Here is a 24,755-nt window from a genome sequence, read left to right as displayed (position 1 = left end):
CTCCCCCAGGTTAGTTACCTATCGTTTTGTTATCACCATTGGTAACCATCTGGGAGGGTGTTTTGCCCGTCGCCTCGCATCATGCTTCCGATCCACACCCGTCCGGGGTGGAACTGCGGCGCGTCACGGTCAACGGTGTCGATCTCAACGTGGCCGTTCACGGTGAGGGTCCCGCGGTGCTGTTGCTGCACGGTTTCCCGCACACGTGGCAACTGTGGACCCATGTCATGGACCGCCTTGCCGAGCACTACCGCGTGATCGCGCCGGACGCGCGAGGAGCGGGGGCGAGCACGCGCGCGACGGACGGGTACGACGCCGGTACGCTCGCGGCCGATGCCGAAGCGTTGCTGGACGCTCTCGGAGTGAGTTCGGCGGCTGTCGTGGGCATCGACGCCGGGACCCCTCCGGCGTTTCTGCTCGCCATGCGCCGGCCCGACCTCGTCCGTCAACTCGTCGTCATGGAGTCGCTGTTGGGCGGGCTGCCGGGAGCCGAGGAGTTTCTCGCGCGGGGGGCGCCCTGGTGGTTCGGCTTTCATGCGGTGCCCGGCCTCGCGGAGACGGTGCTGACCGGGCACGAGGCCGAGTACGTCGACTGGTTTCTCGGCACGGGATCTCTCGGGGAGGGCGTGCGGCCCGCTGTCCGGGACGCCTTCGTCCGCGCGTACACCGGGGCCGAGGCACTGCGCTGTGCCTTCTCTTACTATCGGGCGCTGCCCGCGAGCGGTGAGCAGATTCAGGAGGCTGTCGTCGCCGAGGGGCGGTTGACCGTGCCCACCATGGCCATCGGCGCCCACCCAGTGGGCAGAGCCCTCGAACGGCAACTGCGGCCGGTCACCGATCACCTCGTCGGCCACGTGATCGAGGACTGCGGGCACATCATCCCGCTGCACCGGCCCGAAAGGCTGCTCGCCCTTCTCGAGCCGTTCCTCGCCTCGGCGCGGCCGGAATCGGACGCGACGTACCGGACTCGACGTACCGGAGAGGAACGGCCATGAGGACGCTCGTACTGGGAAGGACGCCCGCCAGGGTGACGGAGGTGCTGGACACGCTGCGCGCGGACGGGTTTGACGCGGAAGGTATGAGCACCGACGAGGCGGCCCTGAAGCTGCTGGAGACCGACGCGTTCGGCGTGCTGATCATCGGCGGGGGCGTGGGGCCGGACTCCCGTGCCGCGATGAAGGATGTCGCGGCGGAGCACGGGGTACGGCGGGTGATCGACGGCGCGCTGACGGCGCCGTTCGACGCCTACGTACGGCGGGAGTTCGAGCCGGTGATCCGGGAGACCGCCGCCGGCAAGGGGTGACGGCCACGGCTGGCTCGGGCCTCCTGTCGGGCGCGTCCTCGACACCCGATCGGGTGGGCCGGCGTAGCCAGGCGGGTGTACCGATGATTTCGGAGCGGGCCGGGAGTCGTTAGGGGGCAGGAGAACAAGGAGGTCTGCCATGTCCATGCAGCGACCGGCCGCTGAGCAACCCACGACCGAGCTCGACGCCCGCTACAGCTCCGCACTCAATCCCCGGCCGGGCGCCGCGGACGTCACGGCCACCGAGTGGGCCGCGGCCGAGCGGCACCTGGAGGCCGCCGAGATCTTCTGGGTGTCCACGGTGCGGCCCGACGGCAGGCCGCACATCACGCCGGTGATCGCGGCGTGGCACGACGGAGTGCTGTACTTCTCCACCGGCCCGGGTGAGCAGAAGGCGAGGAACCTGCTCCACGATGCGCACTGCGCGCTGCTCACGGGTGGGAACGCGCTCACCGAGGGGTTCGACCTGGTCGTCGAGGGCGAGGCCGAACCGGTCGGCGATCCGGCGGTGCGGGAGGAGGTCATCGCGGTGTACGAGGCGAAGTACGGGCCGCACATCACCTCGCCCGAAGGCACCTTCCACGGGATCGGGGATGCCATCCGGAGGGGAGACGCGGTGCTCTTCGCGGTGGCCCCGGCCACCGCGTACGGCTTCGGCCGGGACGACGGGGTCTACAGCCATACGCGGTGGGTGTTCTGAACCCACCGGACATCGCGGCCACCAACGAACGCGACTTCGTCACCGAACCCCTGCCGAAGCGACTCGGGTGCACCTGCCCGCCGCCGGATGCCTGGCCGCGGGTCCCGCGGTCCCCTTGGGTCGTCCTGCTCAGCCGTGCTTCCCCAGCGCCCCCAGCAGCATCGGCAGCGATGCGTGCAGCTCCCGTTCCCAGTACGCCCAGGCGTGGGTTCCCGGGCCGTAGAAGTTGGTGGTCAGGTGCCTCGCGCCGACCCGGCGCAGTTCGTCCGCCAGTGCGTGGTTCTGGCGGTTGAAGTCGGCCTCCAGGGCGCTGATGGCGCCGGGTGGGTCCAGAGGGCCGGTGGTGCCGTCGCCGCAGGACAGGTAGACGGGGATCGACCTGAGTCGTTTGGCGAGGTGGAAGGGGTCGTGGGACTGCCAGATCCGGCGTTGGGCGACCGGGTCGCCCCAGACGCGGAGGGGGTCGGTGTCCTGACCGGCGAAGAAGCCCATGATGCGGTTGACCGACTCGTCGTCGAGGAGGGGGTGGGCGGAGCCGGAGTAGGCCGCCGTCGCCTTGAACATACCGGGGTGTCGGGCGGCGTACAGGAGGGCTCCCTGGCCGCCCATCGACAGGCCGGCGACGACGCGGTTGCCGCCGGCGCCCCAGTCTCGTTCCAGGAGGCGGCGCAGCTCCTTGGTGTGGAAGGTCTCCCACGCCGGGTCGCCGCCCTTGCCGTAGTTCCACCAGTCGCTGTACCAGCCGTTCCAGCCGGCCTCGGGCATGACGACGAGGACGTCGCGCAGGTCGGCGGTCTCCGCCACGTCCGTCATGCTCGTCCACGACGTGTAGTCGCCGCAGCAGCCGTGCAGGAGCCAGAGGGTGGGCCAGTGCTGCCGGCGGCGTCGGTCGTGCGGGTTCCAGCCGTCGGGGGTGAGCAGGCGGACCTTGACCGTGCGGCCGCCCAGGGCCGTTGACCGTACCGACAGGTCGACCTGCCGGTCCGCGACCTGGGTGACGGCGACGACTTCGGCACCGTGGGAGGCCGGCGCCGCTCGGGGTGCGTCCGGCTCTCCCGCCGCCAGTGCCGCGGGGGTGGTCGGCGCGAGGACGGCCAGCAGTACGGCCAGGACGAGGAGGACTCTGGCTCGCAGAGGGCTCAGGACGGTGGGCACGTTCGCGAACACGGCGGCTCCCTGGATTGGGGGGGTGCTGTTCGTCGCGCGGTGGTGCGGAGTGGGGTGGTGCGGAGTGGGGTGGAGGCGGGTGGAGGGGGCAGGGGTGTGGAGGCTTCGGGTTCGTGTGTCAGTCGGTGGCGCGCGCGGTTTCGGGGGCGTGCCTGCGGGGCGGCAGGATCAGCAGGGCGTCGCCGACCGGGCGTTCGCCCGTGGCGTCCGACGGGTTGTTGAGTACGGCGCCGTTGGCCACCATCGTCGTCGAGCCGCCGCCGTCCAGGTTGACCGCTTCGCGCAGGCCGAGTGACTTCGCGACCCGAGCGCTCTCGCCGATGCTGAGGCCGAGGGAGTCCGTGCTGCGTCCGTCGGCGGTGACGAGGACGGTGCGGCCCGCGGCGTCGACCCCGGCCAGGGTGCGTGGGTTGCGCTTGTGGACCCAGCCGTAGTACCAGCTCGGGTCGCCGGGGTGCACCATGCCGTCGGTGGCGGGGGTGACGTGGATACGTCCGTCGCGGACCAGTTCGGGGCCGCCGTTGACGATGTCGGTGCGGGGTGAGGTGGAGACGCGGTGGCCGCGTTCGTCCAGCAGGGTCATGCTGACGCGCAGACGGTCGCCGACGCGGGCCATGGCGGTCAGGTCGGCGACGCGTTCGCCCGTCGCCTGGACGGAGCTGCCGCCCGGCGGGAGTGTGCCGCCGCGTGGTGAGCGCAGTTCCACGACGCGGTCGTGGGCGTCCAGTACGGCCTCCAGGCCCTCACCCTGTGGTGTGTGTCCGCCGAAGTCCGGGGTGAAGGTGACCAACTCGTCGGGGTTGGTGCAGGTCACGTCGTGCAGCGGCAGGGACGTCGGGATGTCGCCCTCGGTGCCGCCGCAGCTCCTGATCAGGCCGGGTACTCGGTTGATGCCGTTCAGGTGGCGGGAGGCCGTGCGGCCGGTGACCCGGCCCTGCCAGGTGAGGCGGGTGATCTGCGTGCGGCGGCCGTTGTCGTGGACGACGAGGCTGGGGCGGCCGGCCACCGGTTCGCTCAGCAGGCGTCCGTCGTAGACGCCCACTCCGGCCGGGTCACCCGGTGCGCCCGCCCTGGGGTCGAGGACGAAGAAGCCGGCGTTGACCGCGGCGGTCGCGCCGGCGGACGCCGAGAGTTGGGTGGTCGTCTCGCGGTTCTCCAGGTCCGGGCCGTACGACGCGTCCAGGCTGCCGCGAAATCGGCGCGGGTCGATCGTGAGGACGTCCACGTGCCACGGACCGCGGTCGGTGGCCTCGCCGTCCCAGCCGGTGTAGACGGCCGATCCCGTGTACCCGGCCGCCCTCAGGCGGGTGCGTTCGGCCGTCGCGGTGGCCTGTGAGTCGAACGTTCCGATGCGGACCCGCCAGCCGAGGGTGCCGCCGGTGTAGTCGGCCGTGGCCGGTGTCGTCACCTCCTCCACGCGGGCTTCGAAGCCGTCGCGGCGCAGACCGGCGGCCAGTTCGTCGGCGCTCGCCCTGTCCTTGAGGGCCGTCGGCGGTGCGTCGGGGTCCGGTGAGGTCTCGCCGCCGGGGATGGCGACCTCGACGGTCCAGTGGAGTGCCGGGTCGTCGGTGGTGCCGCGCACGATGCGGGTGAGGGTGACGCCCGGCTGGAGGGTGGTCGTGGTGCGGCTCTCGGGGAGGCCGGCGGGGCCCAGAGGGAGGGTCCGCCGGACCGACGACGGAGGCGAACCGGGGGGCGAACCAGGGGGCGCAGACGACGCCTGGGCGGCCTGCGGCAGCGCGGCCAGCGCGGTGAGGGCGCCCAGGACGGCACCCGTGGCACACAGTCTCTTCTTCATCTGTCCCGCCTCGCGCCGACCACGGACACCGACCGACCCATGCTGCGCACAAGTATCTGCCGGTTCCGGCTCCCGTCAAGGCGGTCTCCGGGCCGTGGTGACTCAGGCGACCCGGGCGACGCCGACGTGGAAGCCGCTGCGTTCCCGCGCCGGCGCCGGTTCCTCCTGGTACCACTCGGTGGCGAACACCAGGCCGGGTGCGACGAGTTCCAGTCCGTCGAAGAAGGGTTCCACCTCGCTGCGGGTACGCATCCGCAGCGGAATCGCGCCCTTCTTGTACGCGGCCTCGGTCTCCCGCCTCAGCTCCGGGTGCTGGTCCGCCGTGCCGTGCGAGAGGAGCAGGAAGCTGCCGGAGGGGAGCGCCCGTACCAGGGTGCGCACCAGGCCGTACGGGTCTTCGTCGTCGGGCAGGAAGTGCAGGAGGGCGATCAGGGAGAGAGCGATGGGGCGGTCGAAGTCGAGGACCTCACTCGCGTGTTCGAGGATCGTGGCGGGTTGCCGCACGTCCGCGTGGAGGAAGTCGGTCGCGCCCTCCGGGCTGCTGGTCAGCAGCGCTTCCGCGTGGCGGAGCACGATCGGGTCGTTGTCCGCGTAGACGATCCGGGCGTCGGGTCTGATCGCCTGCACGATCTGGTGCAGGTTGGGTTCGGTGGGGATGCCGGTGCCGATGTCGAGGAACTGGTCGACGCCGTTGTTCGCCAGCCAGGCTGCCGCGCGGTGCATGAACGCACGGTTCCGTGCCGCGTTGCCCCGCGCCTCCTCGGGGAGTGTCTCGCCGACCCGCTGGTCGACGGGGTAGTTGTCCTTGCCGCCGAGCAGCCAGTCGTAGACGCGTGCGGGGTGGGGCTTGCTGGTGTCGATGCGGGGGCTGGGTATGGGTATACGGGCGGTCACAGGACACTCCTCCGTACGCGGAACAAAACCGTCGGAACAAACGCGGTCAGAGAATCAAGGCGTGCGCGGGCGCCAGCCTAACCGGATTCCGCCCTGGTCAGGGGGTGTGCGTGCGGGCATGCCAAGATGAGGTTCCGACAGTCACCGGGCACGCTTGTGCCGTGGGTGGCCCGCGAGTTGAGGACGGAGTCAGGCCGCATGACCTACCTGAGTGGTGGCGAGAGCGCCGCCCACCCGAACCGGATCGACACGAGCAGGCCCCACCCTGCCCGGATGTACGACTACTTCCTGGGCGGCAAGGACAACTACGAGGTCGACCAGCGGGCGGCCGAGGAGTTCATGAAGGCGGCTCCGGAGGTGCGGGAGGGTGTCCTCGCCAACCGGCACTTCATGCACCGCGCGGTCCGGCACGTGGTCGCCGAGGGTGGCGTCCGCCAGATACTCGACGTGGGTACGGGCCTGCCCACCGAGCCCAACGTGCACCAGATAGCACGGGCGGTGGCTCCGGAGACCCGGGTCGCCTACGTCGACAACGACCCCATCGTCAGCACCCACTCCAGCGCGCTGTCGGACGACCCCGACACCGCCGTCGTCCTGGCCGACCTGCGCGACCCGCGTGCGATCCTCGACCATCCCGAGGTGCGCGCGGTCATCGACTTCGACCGGCCGGTGGCGGTGCTGCTGGTGGCCGTCCTGCACTTCGTCTCCGACGCGGAGGACCCGGAGGGCATCGTCGCCACCCTGCGCGACGCGCTGCCCGCCGGCTCGTACCTCGTGCTGACGCACGCGACCGGCGACGTCCACGAGGACCGGCGGGAGGACGCGGCGGCCGTCTACAAGAGCGCCACCGCGTCCATGAACCTGCGCCCGCACGCCGAAGTCCTCGACCTCTTCGGCGACTTCACCATGGTCGAGCCCGGCCTGGTCCGGGTCACCGACTGGCGCCCGGAGGAGGTGCGGCGGCCCGACGCCCCACCCATCGGCATCTACGGCGCGGTGGCGCGCAAGGACGCCTGACGAGCGGCGCGCCGACGGCGGACTGGCGGCGGGTGGGCGGTGGGCGGCTACCCCTTCTGCTCCACCCGCACCCAGTCCACCTCGGCCTGTACTCCCCCGCCGGCGATCCGGTCCACACTGGACTGCGGCAGCCCCCAGTAGGGGCTGGTGACCTGGTTCCAGCCGGCGGGGTACGCGCCGCCCAGCGCGAGGTTGAGGATCACGTACTGGTCGTGGTCGAAGACCCATGCGCCGCGCGTCGACTCCAGCTTGTTGCGCGTCGTCTCCTGGACCAGCCGGTCGTCGACGGAGAACTTCATGCCCGTCGGAGTCCACTCCACCGCGTAGGTGTGCCACTGGTCGGCCCGGCCGCCTCCCGGGTACACCTGGCGCGCCCCGACGTTGCCGGCCGCCGAGTAGCCGGGCCCGTGCAGGGCGGTGCTGGTCCAGTCGCCGTAGCCGATGTTCTCCATGATGTCGGTCTCACCGGAGGCGGGCCAGGACACGGAGGGGTCGTCCACATTGCTGCCCAGCAGCCAGAACGCGGGCCAGAAACCGTCGCCGACCGGCAGCTTCATGCGGGCGCTGACCTTGCCGTACGTGAAGTCGAACTTGGTGTTGGTGTCGATGCGGCCGGACGTGAAGTCGTAGGTGCCGCCGCCCGCCCGGGTGCAGCCCTTGCAGTACTTGGCGCGCAGGACCAGGGCGCCGTTCTCCAGGCGGATGTTGTCGGTGGAGTCGACGTACGCCTGTGACTCGCCGTTGACGGAGCCCATCTCCGTGCCGGTCCGTACGACCCGCCATTTGCCGCGGTCCAGCGACCCCGACGTGAAGTCGTCGAAGAACGTGGTCCGGTACGCGCCGGACTGCTCGCCCGGCAGCGCCGGGTACGCCGCCGCCGCGCTGCCTCCCGTGCCCCAGACCTGGAACTCGTAGAGGGAGTAGCCGAACTGGGCGGTCGCCGGGGCGGGGTTGTAGAAGGAGCGGCGTTCCTTGCCGAGCATGCGGACGTAGCGGCCGGTGACGGGCTGCGGGAGGCGGACGCTGTCGTGGCGGCCGGTCGCCTCGCCCGGGGACTTCACGTCCGCGCGGCGGGCGGCGACCTCGCTCGCCGAGGGGCGGTACACGGTGCGCCAGGTGCGGTTGTCGTCGGACACCTGGAGTTCGTAGTCGACCGCGTACGCGGCCTCCCAGTACAGGTCCACCGTGTCGATGGTCGAGGTCGCGCCGAGGTCGACGGAGACCCAGCGGTCGGCGTTCCAGTCGCTGGACCAGCGGGTCGCGTCGGCGTTCAGGTCGGCCGGCCAGCCGCCGTCGGTGACGAACGCCGGTGAGTTGCCCGCGTGTTGGTAGACGTTGGAGTACGCCGGGTGGTTGAGGGCGAGGTTGGCGCGGGTGGTGGACGCGGGGGCCGGTTCGCCGCCGTAGACCCTGAAGGAGTAGAGGGAGTAGCCGTAGGGGGTGGCACGTTCGATGCCGCGCATGCGGACGTAGCGGGCCGTCACCTCCTGCGGGTAGGTGTGCGCGGTGACCGAGCCGCCGGTGCCCGCGGTCTCCGTGTAGAAGGGGGTCCAGTCGGTGCCGTTCTTCGAGGCCTCCAGGACGTATCTCTTGCCGTAGGCGGCCTCCCAGTCCAGTGTCACGCGGTCGACGCGGATCGTCGCCCCGAGGTCGACGCGGATCCACGCGTCGTCGGTGAAGTCGCTGGACCAGCGGGTGCCGCCGTTGCCGTCGAAGGCCTGACCGGCGGCGGTGCCGGCGTTCTCGCTGGCCGAGGCGGTGACCGCGGAGGGGTTCGCGGTGTAGGCGGAGGCCGCGCGGTCGGTGTCCCAGGCGGCTGCCGCCGCGGCGGACGGTTCGGCGGCGGCGGGGGTGGTGGTGAGAACCGGGCCCGCCGCGAGCAGGGTCAGTGCGGCGAGGGCGGCCAGGAGGGTGCGAGGGGTACGGGGGGTACGGGTACTGGGGGTACGGGATGGCATGGATTCTCCTCCGGATGTCTTGTTGCCATGTACCTGTCATTCCTCATTCGTGGGCTCGGCCGTACGGGCGGGGATCGGGGTGGGCGCGGACTCCCGCATCCGCGCCCACCCCGGGTCAGGCCGCCTTGCGTTCGCTCTTCCGCGCCTGGCGGATGATGTCCGCGTAGTGCCGTCCGCTGCCCTTGATCGTGCGGACCTGGGTGTCGTAGTCGACGTGGACCAGGCCGAAACGCTTGTCGTAGCCGTACGCCCACTCGAAGTTGTCCAGCAGTGACCAGGCGAAGTAGCCGGCCAGCGGCGCTCCCTTGCGGGCCGCGGAGGCGCAGGCCGCGAGGTGGGCCGTCAGGTACTCCCGGCGCTCGGGGTCGTCGATCGTGCCGTCGGGGCGGATCACGTCGGGGAAGGACGAGCCGTTCTCGGTGACGTACAGCTTGCGCGCCCCGTACTCCTCGGTCAGGCGCAGCAGCAGGTCCTCGATGCCGCCGGCGTCGATCTCCCAGTCCATGCCGGTGCGTGGGACGCCGAGGCGGCGGACGGTGCGGACGTGGGGGGCCGGTCCTGTGGGGTCGGCGGCGACGGTCTGGGGGAAGTAGTAGTTCAGGCCCAGCCAGTCCAGTCGGCCGCCGATGAGGTCCATGTCGCCCGGCTGCTCGGGGAGTTCGACGCCGTACACCTCACGCATGTCGTCCGGGAAGCCGCGGCCGTGGATGGGGTCGAGCCACCAGCGGTTGGTGTGGCCGTCCATGCGGCGGGCGGCGGCCAGATCCTCGTCGCGGTCGGTGGCGGCGTGGATGGTGGAGAGGTTGTTGACGATGCCCACCTGGGCGTTCGGGGCCGCCTCGCGGATGGCCCGCATCGCCATGCCGTGGCCGAGGAGCAGGTGGTAGGAGGCGCGGACGGCGGCCGTGAGGTCGGTCCAGCCGGGGGCCATCTTGCCCTCCAGGTGGCCGATCCAGGCCGAGCACAGCGGCTCGTTGAGGGTGGCCCACTGGTCGACGCGGTCGCCGAGGCGTTCGGCGACGACGGAGGCGTACGAGGCGAAGTGCTCGGCGGTCGCGCGTTCGGGCCAGCCGCCGCGGTCCTGGAGCGTCTGCGGCAGGTCCCAGTGGTAGAGGGTGACGGAGGGGGTGATGCCGGCCGCCAGCAGGTCGTCGACGAGCCGGTCGTAGAAGGCCAGGCCCTTGGCGTTGACGGGGCCGTCGCCGCCCGGCAGGACGCGTGGCCAGGCGATGGAGAGGCGGTAGGCGTTGGTGCCCAGTCGCCGCATCAGCTCGATGTCCTCGTGGGTGCGGTGGTAGTGGTCGCAGGCGACGTCGCCGTGGTCGTTGTTGTCGATCTTCCCGGGGGTGTGCGAGAAGGTGTCCCAGATCGACGGCGAACGTCCGTCCTCGGCCACGGCTCCCTCGATCTGGTACGCCGATGTGGCCGTGCCCCACAGGAAGTCGTCCGGGAGTGCGGCGAAGTCGATGGTCACGAAGGTCCTTTCGGGTTGGGGAAGAGCGGGTGGGGAAATGCGGGTCATTTGACGGCTCCGGCCGTCAGGCCCGCGACGAGGTAGCGCTGGAGGAGCAGGAAGCCCGCGACCACGGGGATGCTCACCACCAGGGAGGCGGCCATGATCTGGTTCCAGTACACGTCGTTCTGCGTGGAGTAGCCCTGGAGTCCGACCGCGAGGGTGCGGGTGGCGTCGTTGGTCATCACCGAGGCGAACAGGACCTCGCCCCAGGCGGTCATGAAGGCGTAGACGGCCACCGCGACGATGCCGGGGATCGCGGCGGGCACGACGACCTTGAACAGGGCGCGCAGCGGTCCGCAGCCGTCCACCAGGGCCGCCTCGTCCAGGTCGCGCGGGACCGAGTCGAAGTACCCGATCAGCATCCAGATGGAGAAGGGGAGCGAGAAGGTCAGGTACGTGAGGATCAGGCCGCCGCGGGAGCCGAACAGGGCGATGCCGGTGGCGTTGCCGATGTTCACGTAGATCAGGAAGAGGGGCAGCAGGAAGAGGATGCCGGGGAACATCTGCGTGGACAGGACGGTCACCGAGAAGACGCGCTTGCCGCGGAACTCGTAGCGGCTGACGGCGTAGGCGGCGAAGACCGCGATGACGACGGAGCAGACGGTCGCCGCGCCCGCCACGATCAGCGAGTTCATGAAGTACTTCGCCAGCGGGACCGTCGACCAGATGTCGATGTACGGGCGGAAGGTCAGGTTGCTCGGCAGCCAGTGGAACTGGCTGGAGACGTCCTCGAGCGGCTTCAGCGAGCTGGAGACCATGACGTACACCGGCAGCAGTACGAAGCCGGTGAGCAGGGTGAGGAAGACGCGGCGGGTCCAGAGGAAGGAGCGCGGCGCCGCCATCGGGGACCTGGACATCGGGGACCTAGACATCGGCCGTCTTCCTTCCTCGCGGGCCCCTGGAGGTCAGGAACAGGTACACGCCCGTCACGAGGAGCAGGAAGAGCAGCAGCAGGACCGACATGGCGGAGCCGGCGCCGAAGTTCCAGGTGACGAACGACGACTGGTAGATGTGGATGGAGATCAGGTCGGCGGCCTCCGGTGCGGCCTTGCCGAACAGGACGAACGGTGTGTTGAAGTCGTTGAACGTCCACAGGAACAGCACCAGGACGAGGACCTGGTTGACGGGTCGCAGCGAGGGCAGCGTGATGCGGCGGATCTGCTGCCAGACGCCGGCGCCGTCGAGGGCGGCGGCCTCGTACAGCTCCTTGGGGATGTTCTGCAGGCCGGCCATGACGATGAGGAAGGCGAACGGCCAGCCCTTCCACACCGACACGACGAGCAGCGCGATGAAGCTGTTGTCGCCGATGAGCCAGAAGGAGGGCTTGTCGGTGAGGCCTAGCTGGTCGTGCAGGACGTGGTTCACCAGGCCGTTGTCGTGCTGGAACATGAACGCCCAGGTGATGACGGCCGCGTAGACCGGCAGGGCGTACGGCACCAGGAAGATCGCGCGGAGCAGGCCCCGGCCGCGGAAGGCGTCCTGCATGCAGATCGCCGCCGCCGTGCCGATCAGCCAGCACAGGCCGACGGAGAGGATCGTGAAGGCGCAGGTGACCAGGAAGGAGTGGAGCAGGGCCTTGCCGATGGGGGCGTCGAAGTCCACCGACATGGTGAAGTTGTCGAGGCCGGTCCACGGGGCGGTGGTCCAGTCGCGGATGTAGAACTGGGTGAGTTCCTTGAAGCTCATCACGATGCCGATGACCATCGGCACCAGGTGGACGAGGAGTTCGAGGAGCAGGGCCGGCAGGAGCAGCAGGTAGGGCAGGCCGATGCGGCGGATCCGCCCGGGACGGCGGCGGGGGCCGCGCGCCGTCCCGGGGGAGCTCTTGCCGACCGTCCGCTCGCCGGGCTGCGCCGAGGCGGTCGTGGTGGTCATGGCGAGGTCCGTGTCCGTGTCGGAGTCGGTGGGAGTGGGCGGCGGTTCGGGGCCGGGGTGCTCACTTGTTCGGCATCTGCTGCTGTGCCTTGGCGAGCTTCTCCTTGACGGACTCGGTGGTCACCTCGCGTCCGTTCGCGGCGTCGGCGAAGAGTTCCTTGACGGCGGTGCCGACCGCGGTCTCGAACTGCGACTCGTCGGGCACCTGGGGCAGCGGGGCGGCACTGGTGGCGAGGGTCTCGCGCAGGACGGCGGTGGCCTGGGTGTTGAACGCCGGGTCGGACTGGGCGGCCTTGACCGGCGGGATGGAGCCGTACGCCTTGTTGAGGAGCTTCTGCTCGGCGTCGCTGGTCATGAACTTCACGAACTTGGTGGCGCCGTCGACGTTGTCGGTGTTCTTGAAGACGGCCATGTTGATGCCGGCGACCATGGAGTTGGTGGCGGCGCCGGCGCCGGGTGTGCCGGAGGGGACGGGGGCGGGGGCGACGCCCCACTCGTCGTCCTCCATGCCCATGGTCTTGAAGGTGGCGGAGGCGGTCTGCCACAGCACCATCGCGGTCTTGCCCTTGGCGAAGTCGCTGAGGGACTGGTTCTGCGCGTACTCGGCGTTGCCGGGCGCGATGACCTTGTCCTTGGCCATCAGGTCGACGTACTGCTTGACGGCGGCGACGGCGCCGTCGGAGGTGAAGTCGGGCTTGCCGTCGGCGGTGAAGAAGTCGGCGCCGTGCTGCTTGGCGAGGACGAAGACCTGGTGGATGTTGTTGGACAGGTTGGAACCCTCGGCGCCGAGGCCCCACTTGCCGTCCTTGGAGATCTTCTGGCCGGTCTCGACCAGCTCGTCCCAGGTGGCCGGGGGCTTGGTGATGCCGGCGTCGGCGAACATCTGCTTGTTGTAGTAGAGCGCGTAGGCCATCGAGTACAGCGGGACGGCGGCCGGGTCCTGGCCCTTGACGCCCGTGGAGCCGAGGGCGGAGTCGACGAAGCGGTCCTTGCCGCCGATCTTGTCGAAGTTCTTGGCGTCCCAGGGCAGCAGCGCGCCGGTGGCCTGGAGGGAGGCGCTCCAGGTGTTGCCGATGTTCAGGACGTCCGGGCCCTGGCCCGAGGTGGTGGCGGTGAGGATCCGGTTGAGCAGGTCGGACCAGGGCACTACCTCCAGCTTCACCTTGATGCCGGTCTTCTTCTCGAACTTGTCGAGTTCGGGCTGGAGGACCTTCTTGTCGACCTCGATGCTGGCACCCTGGTTGGACGCCCAGTAGGTGAGTTCCTTCGGCGAGTCGTTGGATCCGCCGCCCGAGGAGGAGCCCCCTCCGCAGGCCGTGGCGGCGAGTGCGAGAGACATGGTGACGGCGCCTACGGCCGCGGCTCTGATGCTGCGCATGGCTCCTGGGTCCTTCCGGGAGTCGGTCGGGAGTCGGTCGGGAGTCGATCGGGAAGTCCCGACGGCGGCTTCGGTCGTTGTTTCCTTCCCGAAGCCCCTCATGGCTTAATTTAGGACGTGAGTTAAACCCCGAGAGAAAGACTCGTCAAGGTCTCGCGCATGTTCGATGGGCGGGCGAGGGCGCCGAGGGAAGGGGCCGGATGGCCAGGCACAGCGGGCGAACGGTGCGTGACCTGCGGCGGGAGAGCCGCACCGCCGTTCTGCAACGGTTGTATTTCGACGGGCCGATGAGCCGGCTCGCGCTGGGCTCGGCGGCGGGGTTGAGTTCGGGTTCTGTCAGCAACGTGGTCGCCGAGCTGATGGCCGACGGACTGCTGGAGGAGGCGGGCAGCCTCGGCGCGGACGGGGGCCGGCCCCGTACCCTCGTCCGCGTCGCGGCGGGCCGGGGGCGCCTCGTCGGGGTCGACGTGGGCGAGACCCGCGTGCGCGTCGAGTTGTTCGACCTGTCGATGTCCGAACTGGCCCGCACGGAGCGGGCGTTGCCCGGACACGGGTCACGCTCCTACGACGTCGGCGTCGTCGCCGGGCACATCCTCGACGGCGTCGCCGAGGTGCTCGGCGCCGACGGTCCCGGGCAGGGGGGCGGTGAGCTGCTGGGCGTCGGCGTCGGTGTCCCCGGGATCGTGGAGCGCGGCGCCGGCGGGGCCCTGGTGCACGGCCAGACCATCGGGTGGGACGCGGTCCCGCTGGAGGCCCTGCTGCACGGCTCGGGCCGGCTTCCCGCGCACGTGCCGCTGTTCATCGACAACGGCGCCAAGACGCTGGGGCAGGCCGAGATGTGGTTCGGCGGGGGACGCGGGGCGCACAACGCCGTGGTCGTGCTCTTCGGCTCCGGCGTCGGCGCGTGCGTCGTCACCGACGAGGTGGAGCACGGGCGTGCGGTGGAGTGGGGGCATCTGACGGTACGGGTGCGGGGGCGCCGGTGCCGGTGCGGGGCGCGGGGGTGCCTGGAGGCGTACGCCGGTGCGGAGGCGCTGCTCGCGCGCTGGCGGGAGGCGGGTGGGGAGCCGCCGCCCGGCGCCGACGAGGAGGCCGCGCTGACCGCCCTGCTGTCCGCCGCCCGCCCCGGGGACGGGGCCGAACCGGACCCGGTGGCGGCGGAGGTGCTCGCGGAGACCGCCGAGTACCTGGGCGCGGGGCTGGCCGACCTGATCAACCTCTTCCAGCCCGAGCGGATCCTGGTGGGCGGCTGGGCCGGGCTGCAACTCGGCGCGCCCTTCCTCGAGTCGGTGCGGGCCCACGCGCTCGCCCACGCGTTGCGGCACCCCGCCGGACGGGTGGGCATCGCCCTCGGCCGCCTCGGCCCGGACGCGGTGACCGTGGGCGCCGCGATCCTGCCCCTCGCGGCGTTCTTCGCCCGCGGCGGCCGCCGCCTGCCGATCGACTCCCCCGCCCCGACACCGGCGTGGCGCACGGCACTGGGCGGGAGGCTCGCGGGGCAGTGGGGCGGGGGGTGAGGCGGGGCGAGGTGCCGGGCGGGGGGTGCGGGCGGGCTGGAGTGCCGGTGGGGGCCGGCATCGCGGGGTGCCGGTGGGGGGCCGGCATCGCGGAGTGCTGCTCAGCACGGCGGCACGGCAGTCCGGCTCGGCACGCCATGGACGGGCACCGCCGCACCCCACAGGGCGGTCGGCGCCGCCCCTGAACCCCGCGCCGGTGAGGTGCCACTGCGTTCGGCGTGGCTGCCGTACCGCCAGAGCCCACACGGTGGCAGTGCCCTCGCACCTGGCGGGCGACAGTACCGCCGAGGTCGGCATGGCAGGGCGCCGCCGCACCCAACAGAGCGGGCGCCGCATCCGAACCCCGCGCGGTGAGGTGCCACTGCCTGCGGCATGGCTCCCGTACCGCCAGAACCCACACGGCGGCACTGCCGTCGCACCCGGCGAGCGACAGTACCGCCGAGGTCGGCATGGTGGGGCGCCGCTGCACCCCAACAGGGCGGGGCGCCGCACCTGAACCCCGTGCGGCATGGCTGCCGTGCCGGCGTGGCGAGGTGGTGCTCGGACCCGGGTACCGCGGTTCGCCCGGCCCGGCCCGGCGTGGTGGGGTGCGTGTACCTGTGTGTGGCGTGGCTGCCGGGCCGTTCGACTCGCGTACCGGGTTCGGTATGGCGAGGTGTCGCCGCTCCCGGCGGCCCCTTCCTGCGGGCGGCTACGCCGAGTCGCGTATGACCAGTTCCGGGTCGAAGATCACCGAGGTGGGGGCGATGCGCTCGGCCTTGATGTGTTCGTCGAGCAGACGGGCCATCGTGGCCGCCATCTGCTCGACCGGCTGCCGGACGGTGGTCAGCCGGGGCCGGCAGGTGACGGCCACGCTGGAGTCGTCGAAGCCGACGACCGCGACGTCCTGCGGCACGCGGCGTCCGTGATCGCGCAGCACCTGGACGGCACCCTGGGCCATCAGGTCGTTGGCGGTGAACACGCCGTCGGTCTCGGGGTGTTCGGCGAGCAGTGACGTCATCGCCGCCATGCCGCTGTCCACCGTGAAGCCGCCCTCGGCCACCGGCACGTAGGGGTGCCCGTGCCGGGCCAGGGTGTCGCGGAAGCCGGCGAGGCGCTCCTGGCTGGCGGCGACGGCCAGCGGGCCCGCGACGGTGGCTATCCGCCGGCAGCCCCGCTCCAGCAGATGCTCGGCCGCGAGCCGGCCGCCGTCGCGGTGGGCCAGGTCGACGTAGCTGAGCGGCACCGGGCGTCCCGGGCGGGCGAAGAGCACCGCCGGCAGTCCGGCGCCGGCGAGCAGCGCGGGCAGCGGGTCGTCGGGGTGCGTGGACACCACCAGCGCGCCGTCCGCGCCGCCCTGTCTGAGGTACGCCACGACCTCCTGCGGGGCCTCGGGCGTCTCGGCGAACATCAGCACCGGATGCATCCGGCGCGGCCGCAGGTGCCCGACCACGCCGCCGACGACGCGGCCGAAGAACGGGTCGGCGAACACCCTGGTGGCGAAGGCGTTCTGTGCGGAGTCCGAGGCGTCGCCCGCGCCCGAGACGACCAGGGCCACGGTCGTGGTGCGCCGGGTGACCAACTGCCTGGCGGCCTGGTTGGGTGCGTACCCGGTCCGTTCGATGGCCCGGCGGACCAGGTCCTGGATGGCCGGGTCCACGTTGCGGACGCCGTTGACCACCCGCGAGACGGTGGCCCGGGAGACGCCGGCCTCCCGGGCCACGTCCTCCAGGGTCGGGGCCTGTCTGCTCATGCCCGCACCCTAACCGGCGAGGTCCGGCGCGTGGTAGAGCGCTCTCCCCCGCCCTCACGCGGAGGACGGGTGCACCACCTCCAGGTCCGCGACCAGCGGCACGTCCCCCGCCGACCTGCCCGCCAGTACCCGGCAGCGACCCGCCTCCGTGCGCCAGGCGTGCTCCGGCACCGACCAGTGTGCGAGCGCCCGCGCCGGGACGCGCACCGCCGCCGTCACGGTCTCCCCCGGGTGCGCCCGCACCGCCGCGTACCCGGCGAGCCACCGCATGGGACGGTCGAGCGCCGACCCGGGCCGCGCGAGGTACACCTGCACCACCTCGCGCCCCGACCGCGCACCGGTGTTGCGCACCCGCACGCGCACGGTGAGGTCGTCCCCGGCCCGGGTCACCGGTGGGACGGTCAACTCCTCGTATGCCCAGGTCGTGTAGCCGAGCCCGTGACCGAACCAGTAGGCCGGCGTGCGGTGGTGGCGCAGCCAGCCCCGGTAGCCGATGTGCAGCCCCTCGTCGTAGTCGAGGCGGCCGTCGGCCGGGCGGGTGCGGGTGACCGGGGCGTCGGCGAGGGCGGCCGGCCACGTGGTGGGCAGCCGTCCGCCCGGCTCGGCGCGTCCGAAGAGCACGTCGGCCAGTCCCCCGCCGCCCTCCTGCCCGGGGAACCAGGCCAGCAGCACCGCGCCCGCCTCCTCGCGCCAGGGCAGTTCCACCGGGCCGCCGCTGTTGACGACGGCCACGGTGCGCGGGTTGGCGGCCGCGACGGCGCGGACCAGCGCGTCCTGGGTGCCGCCGAGGGCCAGGCTCGTACGGTCGTAGCCCTCCGACTCGCCGTGCTCGGTGGTGCCCACGACCACGATCGCCGCGTCCGCCGCACCGGCCGCGCGGGCGGCCTCGGAGAGCGCGGCGGCGACGTCCGGGGCCGGTGGGGCCGCGACGACGACGGTCGCCCGGCCGGTGCCGGGTGCCAGTTCCCGGCGGGCCACCAGCAGGGCGTCCTGGCCGACGGCGAGGTCGGCCGTGGCGTACTGCGCGGGTGGGTTCACGTGCACGACCGCCGGGTCGTCGGTGGGCGGCGGGAAGTCGCCCTCCAGCAGAGGGTGTCCGTCCAGGGTCAGGCTCATCCGGCCGAAGCCGGCCACGCCCAGCGTCCAGCGTCCCGCGGTGCGCGGGCGCAGCCGGGCGCCGATCTCGACGGTGTGCGCGCCCGGCACCAGGCGGGGCTCCAACTGACGTCCGCCGCGCCGTCGTTCGGCGTACAGCTCGCGGCCGTCCGCGTCCAGCATCCGCAGCAGGACGCCGGGCAGGCCGGAGCGCGGGTCGGTGCACGCGTCCTGGTCCAGTGGAGGTGCGGGACCGTCCGGCCGGGGCCCCGGGACGTGGACGACGCGGGCCCGGCCGCGCAGGGCGGCCCGGATGCCGGTGAGGACGGACACCTCGTCCTGTGGGAAGACGCCCGCGCTGCCGCCGCCCTGGGTGCGGGTCCGCGCGGCGTGCGCGCCGATCACGGCGACCGTCGCGAGGTGCTCGGGGTCGAGCGGCAGTACGTCGCGATTGGCCAGCAGGACGGCACCGGCGGCGACCGCGCGGCGTGCCAGGGCCCGGCTGCCTCGGGTGCACGCCGGGGTCAGGAGAGACGCACGCTCCACACCGGGCCACGCGCCCGCCCCGAGCGGCCCGGAGGGGACACGCCCGGACGAGTCGCTCCCGGACGAGACGGGCCCGGACAAGTCGCGCCCGGACGGCTTGCGCCCGGACGAGTCGAGCGCGCCCGCCCCGAGCGGCCCGGACGGGGCGCGCCCGGACGGATCGAGCCCGGGCGAGTCACGCCCGGGCAAATCACGCCCGCCCAGCGCTCCCAGCCACGCCGCCAGCCGCAGCAGGCGCCGTATCTTGTCGTCGACGGCCGCCTCGGGCACGCCGCCGTCGGCCACCGCGCGGGCCAGTGCCCCGCCCCAGGGGCCGTCGGGTCCGGGCATGGCGAGGTCGAGTCCGGCGCGGGCGGTGTCGAGGGTGCCGCGCACGGCGCCCCAGTCGGAGACGACGACGCCGTCGAAGCCCCACTCGCTCTTGAGTGGGTCGGCGAGCAGGGGGCTCGCGGTCATGGTGGTGCCGTTGACCGCGTTGTACCCGGCCATGACGAGCCGCACCCCGGCGGCCACCGCCGCCTCGAAGGGGGCGAGGTACACCTCACGCAACGCCCGCTCGCCCACCCGTACGTCGACGGTGAGGCGGTCGGTCTCGGAGTCGTTGGCCACGTAGTGCTTGGCCGTGGCGGCCACCCCGTGGGCCTGTACGCCGCGGATGAGGGCGGCGCCGACGCGGCCGGTCAGCTCGGGGTCCTCGGAGAGGCACTCGAAGTGCCGGCCGCCCAGGGGGCTGCGGTGCAGGTTGAGGGTCGGGGCGAGCAGGACGTCCACACCCTTGCGCCGGGCCTCGGCGGCGAGGAGGCCGCCGAGGCGTTCGACCAGTGGTTCGTCCCAGGTGGCGGCGAGCGCCGAGGCCGAGGGCAGCAGGACGGAGGTGTTCCGCTCGTCCCACGACTGGCCGCGCACGCCCGCCGGGCCGTCGGACATCACCAACTCCCGCAGTCCCACCGCTGGTTCCGCCCGGGTACGCCAGGTCGTGGCGCCGGCCGGCAACAGCGCGCGGGCGCGCGGTGTCAGTTTGCCGAGCAGCCGGTCGATCTCCCCGTCGATCTCCCCGTCGATCTCCTCGTCGTTGTCGCTCGTCCCCACCCGGGTCTCCCCTCCCCTGTGTCCTCAGCGCGGGTGCCTCAGCGTTAGCTGTAGACGCCGAACTCGTACAGCGAGTAGCCGTAACCGGTGCCGCGCGCGGTGCCGTTGACGCGCACGTAGCGGCCGGTGCCGGTCACGTCGAGGGTGTCGACGCCGCCGTTGCCGTCGGTCACGGTGCGCAGGGTCTGCCAGTTCTGTCCGTCGTCGGAGGTCTGGACGGTGTACGCCTTGGCGTAGGAGGCCTCCCAGTAAAGCTGGACGTGGTGGAAGGCCGTGCGGGTGCCGAGGTCCACCTGGAGCCACTGCGGGTCGCTCCAGTCACTGGCCCAGCGGGTGTCCGGGTTGCCGTCCACGGCGTTGGCGGCGGTGCAGGGGCAGTCGCCGTAGCTGGGCTGGAAGGAGGAGGCGGTGGCCGCCTTGCCGAGGGCCACGTTGGTGCCGTCCACGACGGGCGGCACGACCCGCGCCGAGAGCGTCTCCACGCCGACGTTGCCCTTGCCGTCGGTGGCCTTGACGTACAGCTTCCAGACGCCGGGCCGGTCGGGAGCGGTGACCTTCAGGCGTCCGCCGCCGAGGTCGGTGACGGGGAGTGTGGTCAACTGCTTGTTCCCGTCGATGTAGTTGCTGTTGGACAGCACCTCGTACGAGATGGCGTCGCCGTCGGGGTCGGTCGCGCGCACCGTGAGGACGAGGTCCTTGCCGGCCTGCACGTTGCCCGCGTCGCCCTCGACGCCGAAGCCGTCGACGACCGGCGGGGTGTTGTCGCCGGAGGTGTCGCCGCCGTAGGCCTCCTTCACGGCGTAGTACGACAGCCGCTTCTGACCGGCGGGCAGCAGGTTGAACCAGATGCCGCCGAAGTCGTACTCGGTGCCGTAGTGGAACAGGGTCGCGCCCAGGGCGACGCCCCGGTGTCCGGTGATGCAGTTCCAGGCGTCGGTGTAACCCTGCGCCTTGGCCCGGTCGGTGGGTTCCTTCGGTACGCCGTTGGCGTCGTCGGGGACCTCCCACTCACCGGCCGGTCCCGACTCGGTGACGATGTACGGCTTGGTGTAGCCGCCCTGTTCCCAGGCGGTCCGCACGTCGCACACGGCGTCGTAGGAGTTGACGGCGTACAGGTCGAGGTCGGGGGCGTTCTTCTTGTAGTAGGGCCAGGCGCCGACCCAGGCATCGGTGGAGGTGACGGGGTGGTTCGGGTCGACGGCGTGGATCTTCTTGGTGACGTCGTTGACGAAGGTGGTGTAGGCGTCACGCTGGCGCTCCAGTTCGTCGCCGCTGTAGCAGTTCTGCAGGCCAAGCACCGACTCGTTGCCGACGTTCCACATCAGGACGCCCGGGTGGTCCTTGTACTCCTGGACCCAGCGCGGGAACTCGGCGAGCATCTGCTCCTTGTACGCGGTGTCGGTCAGGTAGTTGACGCAGCCGCCGCTGCCCGGTCCGCCGCCGGGCTGGAGCCAGAAGCCGGCGATGACCTTGACGCCGTGTGCGGCTGCGGAGTCCAGCAGAGGCTTGCTGCTGGCGTCGGTGCCCCAGGTGCGGATGGTGTTGACGCCCATGGATTCCAGGTCGGGCATGTACCGGTCGGCGTCGGCGGGGGACGGGCCCCAGGTCAGGCCCTTGACCTGGTACGGGCTGCCGTCCACGGTCAGTTGCCAGGCGCCCTGGCTTCCGGTGACCTTCACGACGCTTCCGGCGGCGGTCGCCTGCTGGGCCGGCAGGGCGGTGAGGGCGCCGACGGTGAGCAGTCCGGCGGTCAGCGGGGCGGCGAGTCTGCGGGCGGGAGTGAGTCTGCGAGTGGGGGTGAGTCTGCGGGCAGGCGTGTGTGGTCGGTTCATGGGGGCGTGTCTCCGGTCTGCGGGGTATGGGGGGCGGCCCGGCCGTGGCGGGGTGCGGACGGCCGGGCCGGTCTCGTGGGGGGAGGCGGGCAGGGCGGGGAAAGCGGGGTCAGGGCAGTTCGTAGTCCTCGTTCAGCGCCGCGCCCGCCTCCGGGTGGTTCTGGTCGTAGCCGCGCGCGTCGCACTGCAGCCCGCCGACGATGCAGTGGTCGACCATGGTGCCCAGGGTGGGTTCGTCCCAGGCGTTGAAGAAGTCGTAGTGGAACGTGTAGCTCGCGCCACTGGCCAGCCGCAGTTGGGACAGGTCACCGTTGACCGGGAAGGCCATCTTGAACTCGATCATCGGCAGGGCGACCGGGTGGTCGGCCGGGCAGATGTTGTTGTTGGTCCCCGGGTTGACCACCGGATACGCCATGTGGCTCTTGTGGTTCGGCGTGTCCAGGTTCTTGCCGTCCCAACAACTTGGGGCCTGGAAACGGATGTTGACCTGGACGTCCTGGCGCTCCGGGCAGTCGGTGGGGAAGTCGACGTTGAAGAAGCTGTCGCCGCACTCCCAGCCCTCGACGAAGCCCGGATGGTCGCGGAACTCCTGGGCGCTCTGCATCGGGCTGGCGACGACGAAGCGCAGCCCCTTGGGGAAGGGGCGCACGCTGGTGTAGTCGGTGACGCCGGCCTTGTAGTAGATGGTCTGCGGGCCCACCGGCAGCACCGGGGTGTCGCCGTCGAACATGGTCGGCATCCAGTACCCCGACTTGTCGCCGGGCGCGAGACAGGTGGTGGACCCCGCGTCGAGCGAGGCCGTGGTGCTGTTCGCGTCGGTCGTCGTGTTGCCCATGAACGTGTGGTCGTGCGACTTGCCGGGCTGCTGCGGGAAGACGATCGGGTCGTCGGGCGCGGTGTGGGTGACCGAGCACTTGGCCTGGAACTCGTGGAAGTAGCGGTGCGGCGGCTCCTTCGTGGACGGAGAGACGCCGGTGACCGGCGGATTCGCGGGGATGTAGCCGTCGCCGTCCGGGTCTTCGGGCGAGTCGGCGGTCGAGACCGCCATGGTGTGCCCGGTGTGCGCGGTGTGCGCGGCGCGCTGTGCCTGGGCCGGGGTGTTCGCGTTGGCGGCGACCGTGCCGATGCCGATCGAGGTCAGCAGTAACGCGCTCGCGACGAGGGTGCCGGACAGAACTTTCGATCTCCGTGGCATGGAGACCTCCTGGGAAGGTCGGGGAAATTCTCGGAGAGCGCTCTCCCGACTCGGAGTGTTGAGGGCACACGGGAGGCTGTCAAGGGATTCGACAGAAGGAACGAGGGACGGACCAACCGACTTATTGCCCCCACTTGTTGAACGCAGCACACAAGAAGCGGTCGCAACTCTTGACGTGTCGTGTGGGGCAGATGAAGCATGCACACCCAGAGAGCGCTCCCCCACCCCCACTTCGTTCACTTTCCGAACAAGGAGAGCCGCCCCACATGTCCTCTTCCCCCACGCACTCCCCCGCGTCCGAGCCCGAGCCCGAGCCCGAGCCCTCCGGCGTGCGGCGACGCGTCCTCCTCGGAGCGGCCGCCGCGGCGCCCGTACTGGCCTCGCTGGCCGGAGTCGGAGCCGCCGCCGCCTCCGCCGACTCCAACTCCAACTCCAACTCGGGCTCCGACTCCGCGGACGGCCCCCGTGCCCTGCCCGGCGGCGGCGATCTCGGGCCGAACGTCATCGTCTTCGACCCGTCCACGGCGAACATCCAGGGCAGACTGGACGAGATCTTCAAGCAGCAGGAGTCGGCGCAGTTCGGCACCGGCCGGTACGCGCTGCTGTTCAAGCCGGGCACCTACAACGGGCTCAACGCCCAGCTCGGCTTCTACACCTCGATCGCGGGCCTCGGCCTCTCCCCCGACGACACCACCATCAACGGCGACGTCACGGTCGACGCGGGCTGGTTCGACGGCAACGCCACGCAGAACTTCTGGCGTTCGGCGGAGAATCTCGCCCTGGTCCCGGTCAACGGCACCAACCGCTGGGCGGTCTCCCAGGCGGCGCCCTTCCGGCGCATGCACGTGCGCGGCGGCCTCAACCTCGCCCCCGCCGGCTACGGCTGGGCGAGCGGCGGCTACATCGCCGACAGCCGGATCGACGGCGAGGTCGGCCCGTACTCGCAGCAGCAGTGGTACACCCGGGACAGTTCGGTCGGCGGCTGGCTCAACGCCGTGTGGAACATGGTGTTCTCCGGTGTGGAGGGCGCACCCGCGCAGAGCTTCCCCGAGCCGCCGTACACGACGCTGGAGACGACGCCCGTCTCCCGTGAGAAGCCCTTCCTGTACCTCGACGGCGACGAGTACCGGGTGTTCCTGCCGGAGAAGCGGACCAACGCCCGCGGCGTCTCCTGGGGCAACGGCACCCCGCGCGGCACCTCACTGCCGCTCACGCAGTTCTACGTCGCCAAGCCCGGTGACTCGGCGGCCACGCTCAACCAGGCGCTGGAGGAGGGCCTCCACCTGCTGCTGACGCCGGGGATCTACCACGTCGACCAGGCCGTCGAGGTGAAGCGCGCGGGCACGGTCGTCCTGGGCCTCGGCTACGCCACGCTCATCCCCGGCAACGGGGCCGCCGCGCTGAAGGTCGCCGACGTCGACGGCGTACGGCTGGCCGGTTTCCTCGTGGACGCGGGCCCGGTCAACTCCGCGACCCTGCTGGAGGTGGGACCCGAGGGCGCGTCCGCGGACCACTCGGCCAACCCGACGACCGTCCAGGACGTGTTCGTCCGGATCGGCGGTGCGGGCCCCGGCAAGGCCACCACCAGCATGGTGGTCAACAGCCGGCACACCGTCGTCGACCACACCTGGGTGTGGCGCGCCGACCACGGGGACGGCGTCGGCTGGGAGACCAACCGGGCCGACTACGGCGTGGTCGTGAACGGCGACGACGTCCTGATCACCGGCCTGTTCGTGGAGCACTTCAACAAGTACGACGTGCAGTGGAACGGGCAGCGGGGCCGCACGATCTTCTTCCAGAACGAGAAGGCGTACGACGCCCCCGACCAGGCCTCCATCCAGAACGGCTCGATCAAGGGATACGCCGCCTACAAGGTCGGCGACCAGGTCACCGAGCACGAGGGCTGGGGCATGGGCAGCTACTGCTACTACAACGTGAACCCGTCCATCGTGCAGCACCACGGCTTCGCCGCGCCGAACCGGTCCGGGGTGCGCTTCCACGGGCTGCTCGTCGTGTCGCTGGGCGGCAAGGGGCAGTACGAGTGCGTCATCAACGACACGGGTTCGCCCACGTCCGGGACGGACACCGTGCCGTCGAAGGTGGTGGAGTACCCCTGAGTGCGGGGATGCCCCCGCCCGCGTGG

General features: G+C 71.5%; 18 protein-coding genes. 6 read left to right on the top strand and 12 right to left on the bottom strand.

The window, feature by feature from the left end; all coding sequences use genetic code 11:
* Window positions 1–62: 62 nt before the first annotated feature.
* The 3 genes from KUM40_RS14930 to KUM40_RS14920 all read left to right on the top strand — a co-directional run bounded on the left by KUM40_RS14930 (window position 63) and on the right by KUM40_RS14920 (window position 2,003).
* On the top strand, window positions 63–995 hold the full coding sequence (locus KUM40_RS14930; protein WP_217166408.1) for an alpha/beta fold hydrolase: 933 nt from the start codon (window positions 63–65) through the stop codon (window positions 993–995).
* Window positions 992–1,303, top strand: coding sequence for a hypothetical protein (locus tag KUM40_RS14925; RefSeq protein WP_217166407.1), 312 nt, complete (start codon window positions 992–994; stop codon window positions 1,301–1,303). Before KUM40_RS14930 ends, KUM40_RS14925 begins: the two co-directional genes overlap by 4 nt.
* A gap of 139 nt (window positions 1,304–1,442) precedes the next feature.
* Window positions 1,443–2,003, top strand: a complete 561-nt coding sequence (locus KUM40_RS14920) for a pyridoxamine 5'-phosphate oxidase family protein (protein ID WP_217166406.1) — start codon at window positions 1,443–1,445, stop codon at window positions 2,001–2,003.
* 129 nt (window positions 2,004–2,132) lie between these two features.
* Here the strand turns inward: KUM40_RS14920 and KUM40_RS14915 are convergent, their stop codons facing one another.
* The 3 genes from KUM40_RS14915 to KUM40_RS14905 form a co-directional block, all read right to left on the bottom strand.
* Window positions 2,133–3,170, bottom strand: coding sequence for an alpha/beta hydrolase family protein (locus tag KUM40_RS14915; protein WP_217166405.1), 1,038 nt, complete (start codon window positions 3,168–3,170; stop codon window positions 2,133–2,135).
* Window positions 3,171–3,288: 118 nt separating this feature from the next.
* Window positions 3,289–4,968, bottom strand: coding sequence for a phosphodiester glycosidase family protein (locus tag KUM40_RS14910; RefSeq protein WP_217166404.1), 1,680 nt, complete (start codon window positions 4,966–4,968; stop codon window positions 3,289–3,291).
* A 102-nt stretch (window positions 4,969–5,070) separates the two neighbouring features.
* Window positions 5,071–5,862, bottom strand: coding sequence for an SAM-dependent methyltransferase (locus KUM40_RS14905; protein ID WP_217166403.1), 792 nt, complete (start codon window positions 5,860–5,862; stop codon window positions 5,071–5,073).
* A 198-nt stretch (window positions 5,863–6,060) separates the two neighbouring features.
* Between KUM40_RS14905 and KUM40_RS14900 the strand changes: the two genes are divergently transcribed.
* On the top strand, window positions 6,061–6,879 hold the full coding sequence (locus KUM40_RS14900) for an SAM-dependent methyltransferase (protein WP_217166402.1): 819 nt from the start codon (window positions 6,061–6,063) through the stop codon (window positions 6,877–6,879).
* Window positions 6,880–6,926: 47 nt separating this feature from the next.
* Here the strand turns inward: KUM40_RS14900 and KUM40_RS14895 are convergent, their stop codons facing one another.
* The 5 genes from KUM40_RS14895 to KUM40_RS14875 form a co-directional block, all read right to left on the bottom strand.
* Window positions 6,927–8,837: a discoidin domain-containing protein gene (locus KUM40_RS14895; protein ID WP_217166401.1), complete on the bottom strand. Its 1,911-nt coding sequence runs from the start codon at window positions 8,835–8,837 to the stop codon at window positions 6,927–6,929.
* Window positions 8,838–8,952: 115 nt separating this feature from the next.
* Complete coding sequence (locus tag KUM40_RS14890; protein ID WP_308401147.1) at window positions 8,953–10,311, bottom strand: GH1 family beta-glucosidase; 1,359 nt, start codon at window positions 10,309–10,311, stop codon at window positions 8,953–8,955.
* A gap of 44 nt (window positions 10,312–10,355) precedes the next feature.
* Complete coding sequence (locus KUM40_RS14885) at window positions 10,356–11,195, bottom strand: carbohydrate ABC transporter permease (protein ID WP_217166491.1); 840 nt, start codon at window positions 11,193–11,195, stop codon at window positions 10,356–10,358.
* Window positions 11,196–11,217: 22 nt separating this feature from the next.
* Window positions 11,218–12,228 (bottom strand): carbohydrate ABC transporter permease, encoded by a 1,011-nt coding sequence (locus KUM40_RS14880; protein WP_217166399.1) that lies wholly within the window; start codon window positions 12,226–12,228, stop codon window positions 11,218–11,220.
* A 61-nt stretch (window positions 12,229–12,289) separates the two neighbouring features.
* The gene (locus KUM40_RS14875; RefSeq protein WP_217166398.1) at window positions 12,290–13,606 is read right to left on the bottom strand and encodes a sugar ABC transporter substrate-binding protein; all 1,317 of its coding nucleotides are present in this window, start codon (window positions 13,604–13,606) and stop codon (window positions 12,290–12,292) included.
* Window positions 13,607–13,806: 200 nt separating this feature from the next.
* On the opposite strand from KUM40_RS14875, the gene KUM40_RS14870 reads away from it, so the two are divergent.
* A complete protein-coding gene (locus tag KUM40_RS14870) occupies window positions 13,807–15,123 on the top strand; it encodes an ROK family protein (RefSeq protein WP_217166397.1) in 1,317 nt (438 codons plus the stop codon).
* 691 nt (window positions 15,124–15,814) lie between these two features.
* Here the strand turns inward: KUM40_RS14870 and KUM40_RS14865 are convergent.
* The 4 genes from KUM40_RS14865 to KUM40_RS14850 all read right to left on the bottom strand — a co-directional run bounded on the left by KUM40_RS14865 (window position 15,815) and on the right by KUM40_RS14850 (window position 22,612).
* Window positions 15,815–16,855: a LacI family DNA-binding transcriptional regulator gene (locus tag KUM40_RS14865; protein ID WP_217166396.1), complete on the bottom strand. Its 1,041-nt coding sequence runs from the start codon at window positions 16,853–16,855 to the stop codon at window positions 15,815–15,817.
* Window positions 16,856–16,909: 54 nt separating this feature from the next.
* Window positions 16,910–19,585 carry a glycoside hydrolase family 3 C-terminal domain-containing protein gene (locus KUM40_RS14860; protein ID WP_374227381.1) on the bottom strand — a complete coding sequence of 892 codons (2,676 nt, stop codon included), beginning with the start codon at window positions 19,583–19,585 and terminating at the stop codon, window positions 16,910–16,912.
* Window positions 19,586–19,629: 44 nt separating this feature from the next.
* Window positions 19,630–21,417: a discoidin domain-containing protein gene (locus KUM40_RS14855; RefSeq protein ID WP_217166395.1), complete on the bottom strand. Its 1,788-nt coding sequence runs from the start codon at window positions 21,415–21,417 to the stop codon at window positions 19,630–19,632.
* Window positions 21,418–21,526: 109 nt separating this feature from the next.
* Window positions 21,527–22,612: a DUF1996 domain-containing protein gene (locus tag KUM40_RS14850; RefSeq protein ID WP_217166394.1), complete on the bottom strand. Its 1,086-nt coding sequence runs from the start codon at window positions 22,610–22,612 to the stop codon at window positions 21,527–21,529.
* A gap of 266 nt (window positions 22,613–22,878) precedes the next feature.
* Between KUM40_RS14850 and KUM40_RS14845 the strand changes: the two genes are divergently transcribed.
* Complete coding sequence (locus KUM40_RS14845) at window positions 22,879–24,729, top strand: coagulation factor 5/8 type domain-containing protein (RefSeq protein WP_217166393.1); 1,851 nt, start codon at window positions 22,879–22,881, stop codon at window positions 24,727–24,729.
* Window positions 24,730–24,755 lie beyond the last annotated feature (26 nt).

The sequence above is a fragment of the Streptomyces sp. AC512_CC834 genome (assembly GCF_019049325.1).
Classification (GTDB): domain Bacteria; phylum Actinomycetota; class Actinomycetes; order Streptomycetales; family Streptomycetaceae; genus Streptomyces.
This window is presented reverse-complemented; position numbering and strand designations above follow the sequence as displayed.

Excerpts from the sequence above, each read along its gene's own strand:
- KUM40_RS14895 (WP_217166401.1), bottom strand. The coding sequence starts at position 8,837 with ATGCCATCCCGTACCCCCAGTACCCGTACCCCCCGTACCCCTCGCACC.
- KUM40_RS14910 (WP_217166404.1), bottom strand. The coding sequence starts at position 4,968 with ATGAAGAAGAGACTGTGTGCCACGGGTGCCGTCCTGGGCGCCCTCACC.
- KUM40_RS14865 (WP_217166396.1), bottom strand. The coding sequence starts at position 16,855 with ATGAGCAGACAGGCCCCGACCCTGGAGGACGTGGCCCGGGAGGCCGGC.
- KUM40_RS14855 (WP_217166395.1), bottom strand. The coding sequence starts at position 21,417 with ATGAACCGACCACACACGCCTGCCCGCAGACTCACCCCCACTCGCAGA.
- KUM40_RS14845 (WP_217166393.1), top strand. The coding sequence starts at position 22,879 with ATGTCCTCTTCCCCCACGCACTCCCCCGCGTCCGAGCCCGAGCCCGAG.
- KUM40_RS14880 (WP_217166399.1), bottom strand. The coding sequence starts at position 12,228 with ATGACCACCACGACCGCCTCGGCGCAGCCCGGCGAGCGGACGGTCGGC.
- KUM40_RS14900 (WP_217166402.1), top strand. The coding sequence starts at position 6,061 with ATGACCTACCTGAGTGGTGGCGAGAGCGCCGCCCACCCGAACCGGATC.
- KUM40_RS14885 (WP_217166491.1), bottom strand. The coding sequence starts at position 11,195 with ATGGCGGCGCCGCGCTCCTTCCTCTGGACCCGCCGCGTCTTCCTCACC.
- KUM40_RS14870 (WP_217166397.1), top strand. The coding sequence starts at position 13,807 with ATGGCCAGGCACAGCGGGCGAACGGTGCGTGACCTGCGGCGGGAGAGC.
- KUM40_RS14920 (WP_217166406.1), top strand. The coding sequence starts at position 1,443 with ATGTCCATGCAGCGACCGGCCGCTGAGCAACCCACGACCGAGCTCGAC.
- KUM40_RS14875 (WP_217166398.1), bottom strand. The coding sequence starts at position 13,606 with ATGCGCAGCATCAGAGCCGCGGCCGTAGGCGCCGTCACCATGTCTCTC.
- KUM40_RS14850 (WP_217166394.1), bottom strand. The coding sequence starts at position 22,612 with ATGCCACGGAGATCGAAAGTTCTGTCCGGCACCCTCGTCGCGAGCGCG.
- KUM40_RS14925 (WP_217166407.1), top strand. The coding sequence starts at position 992 with ATGAGGACGCTCGTACTGGGAAGGACGCCCGCCAGGGTGACGGAGGTG.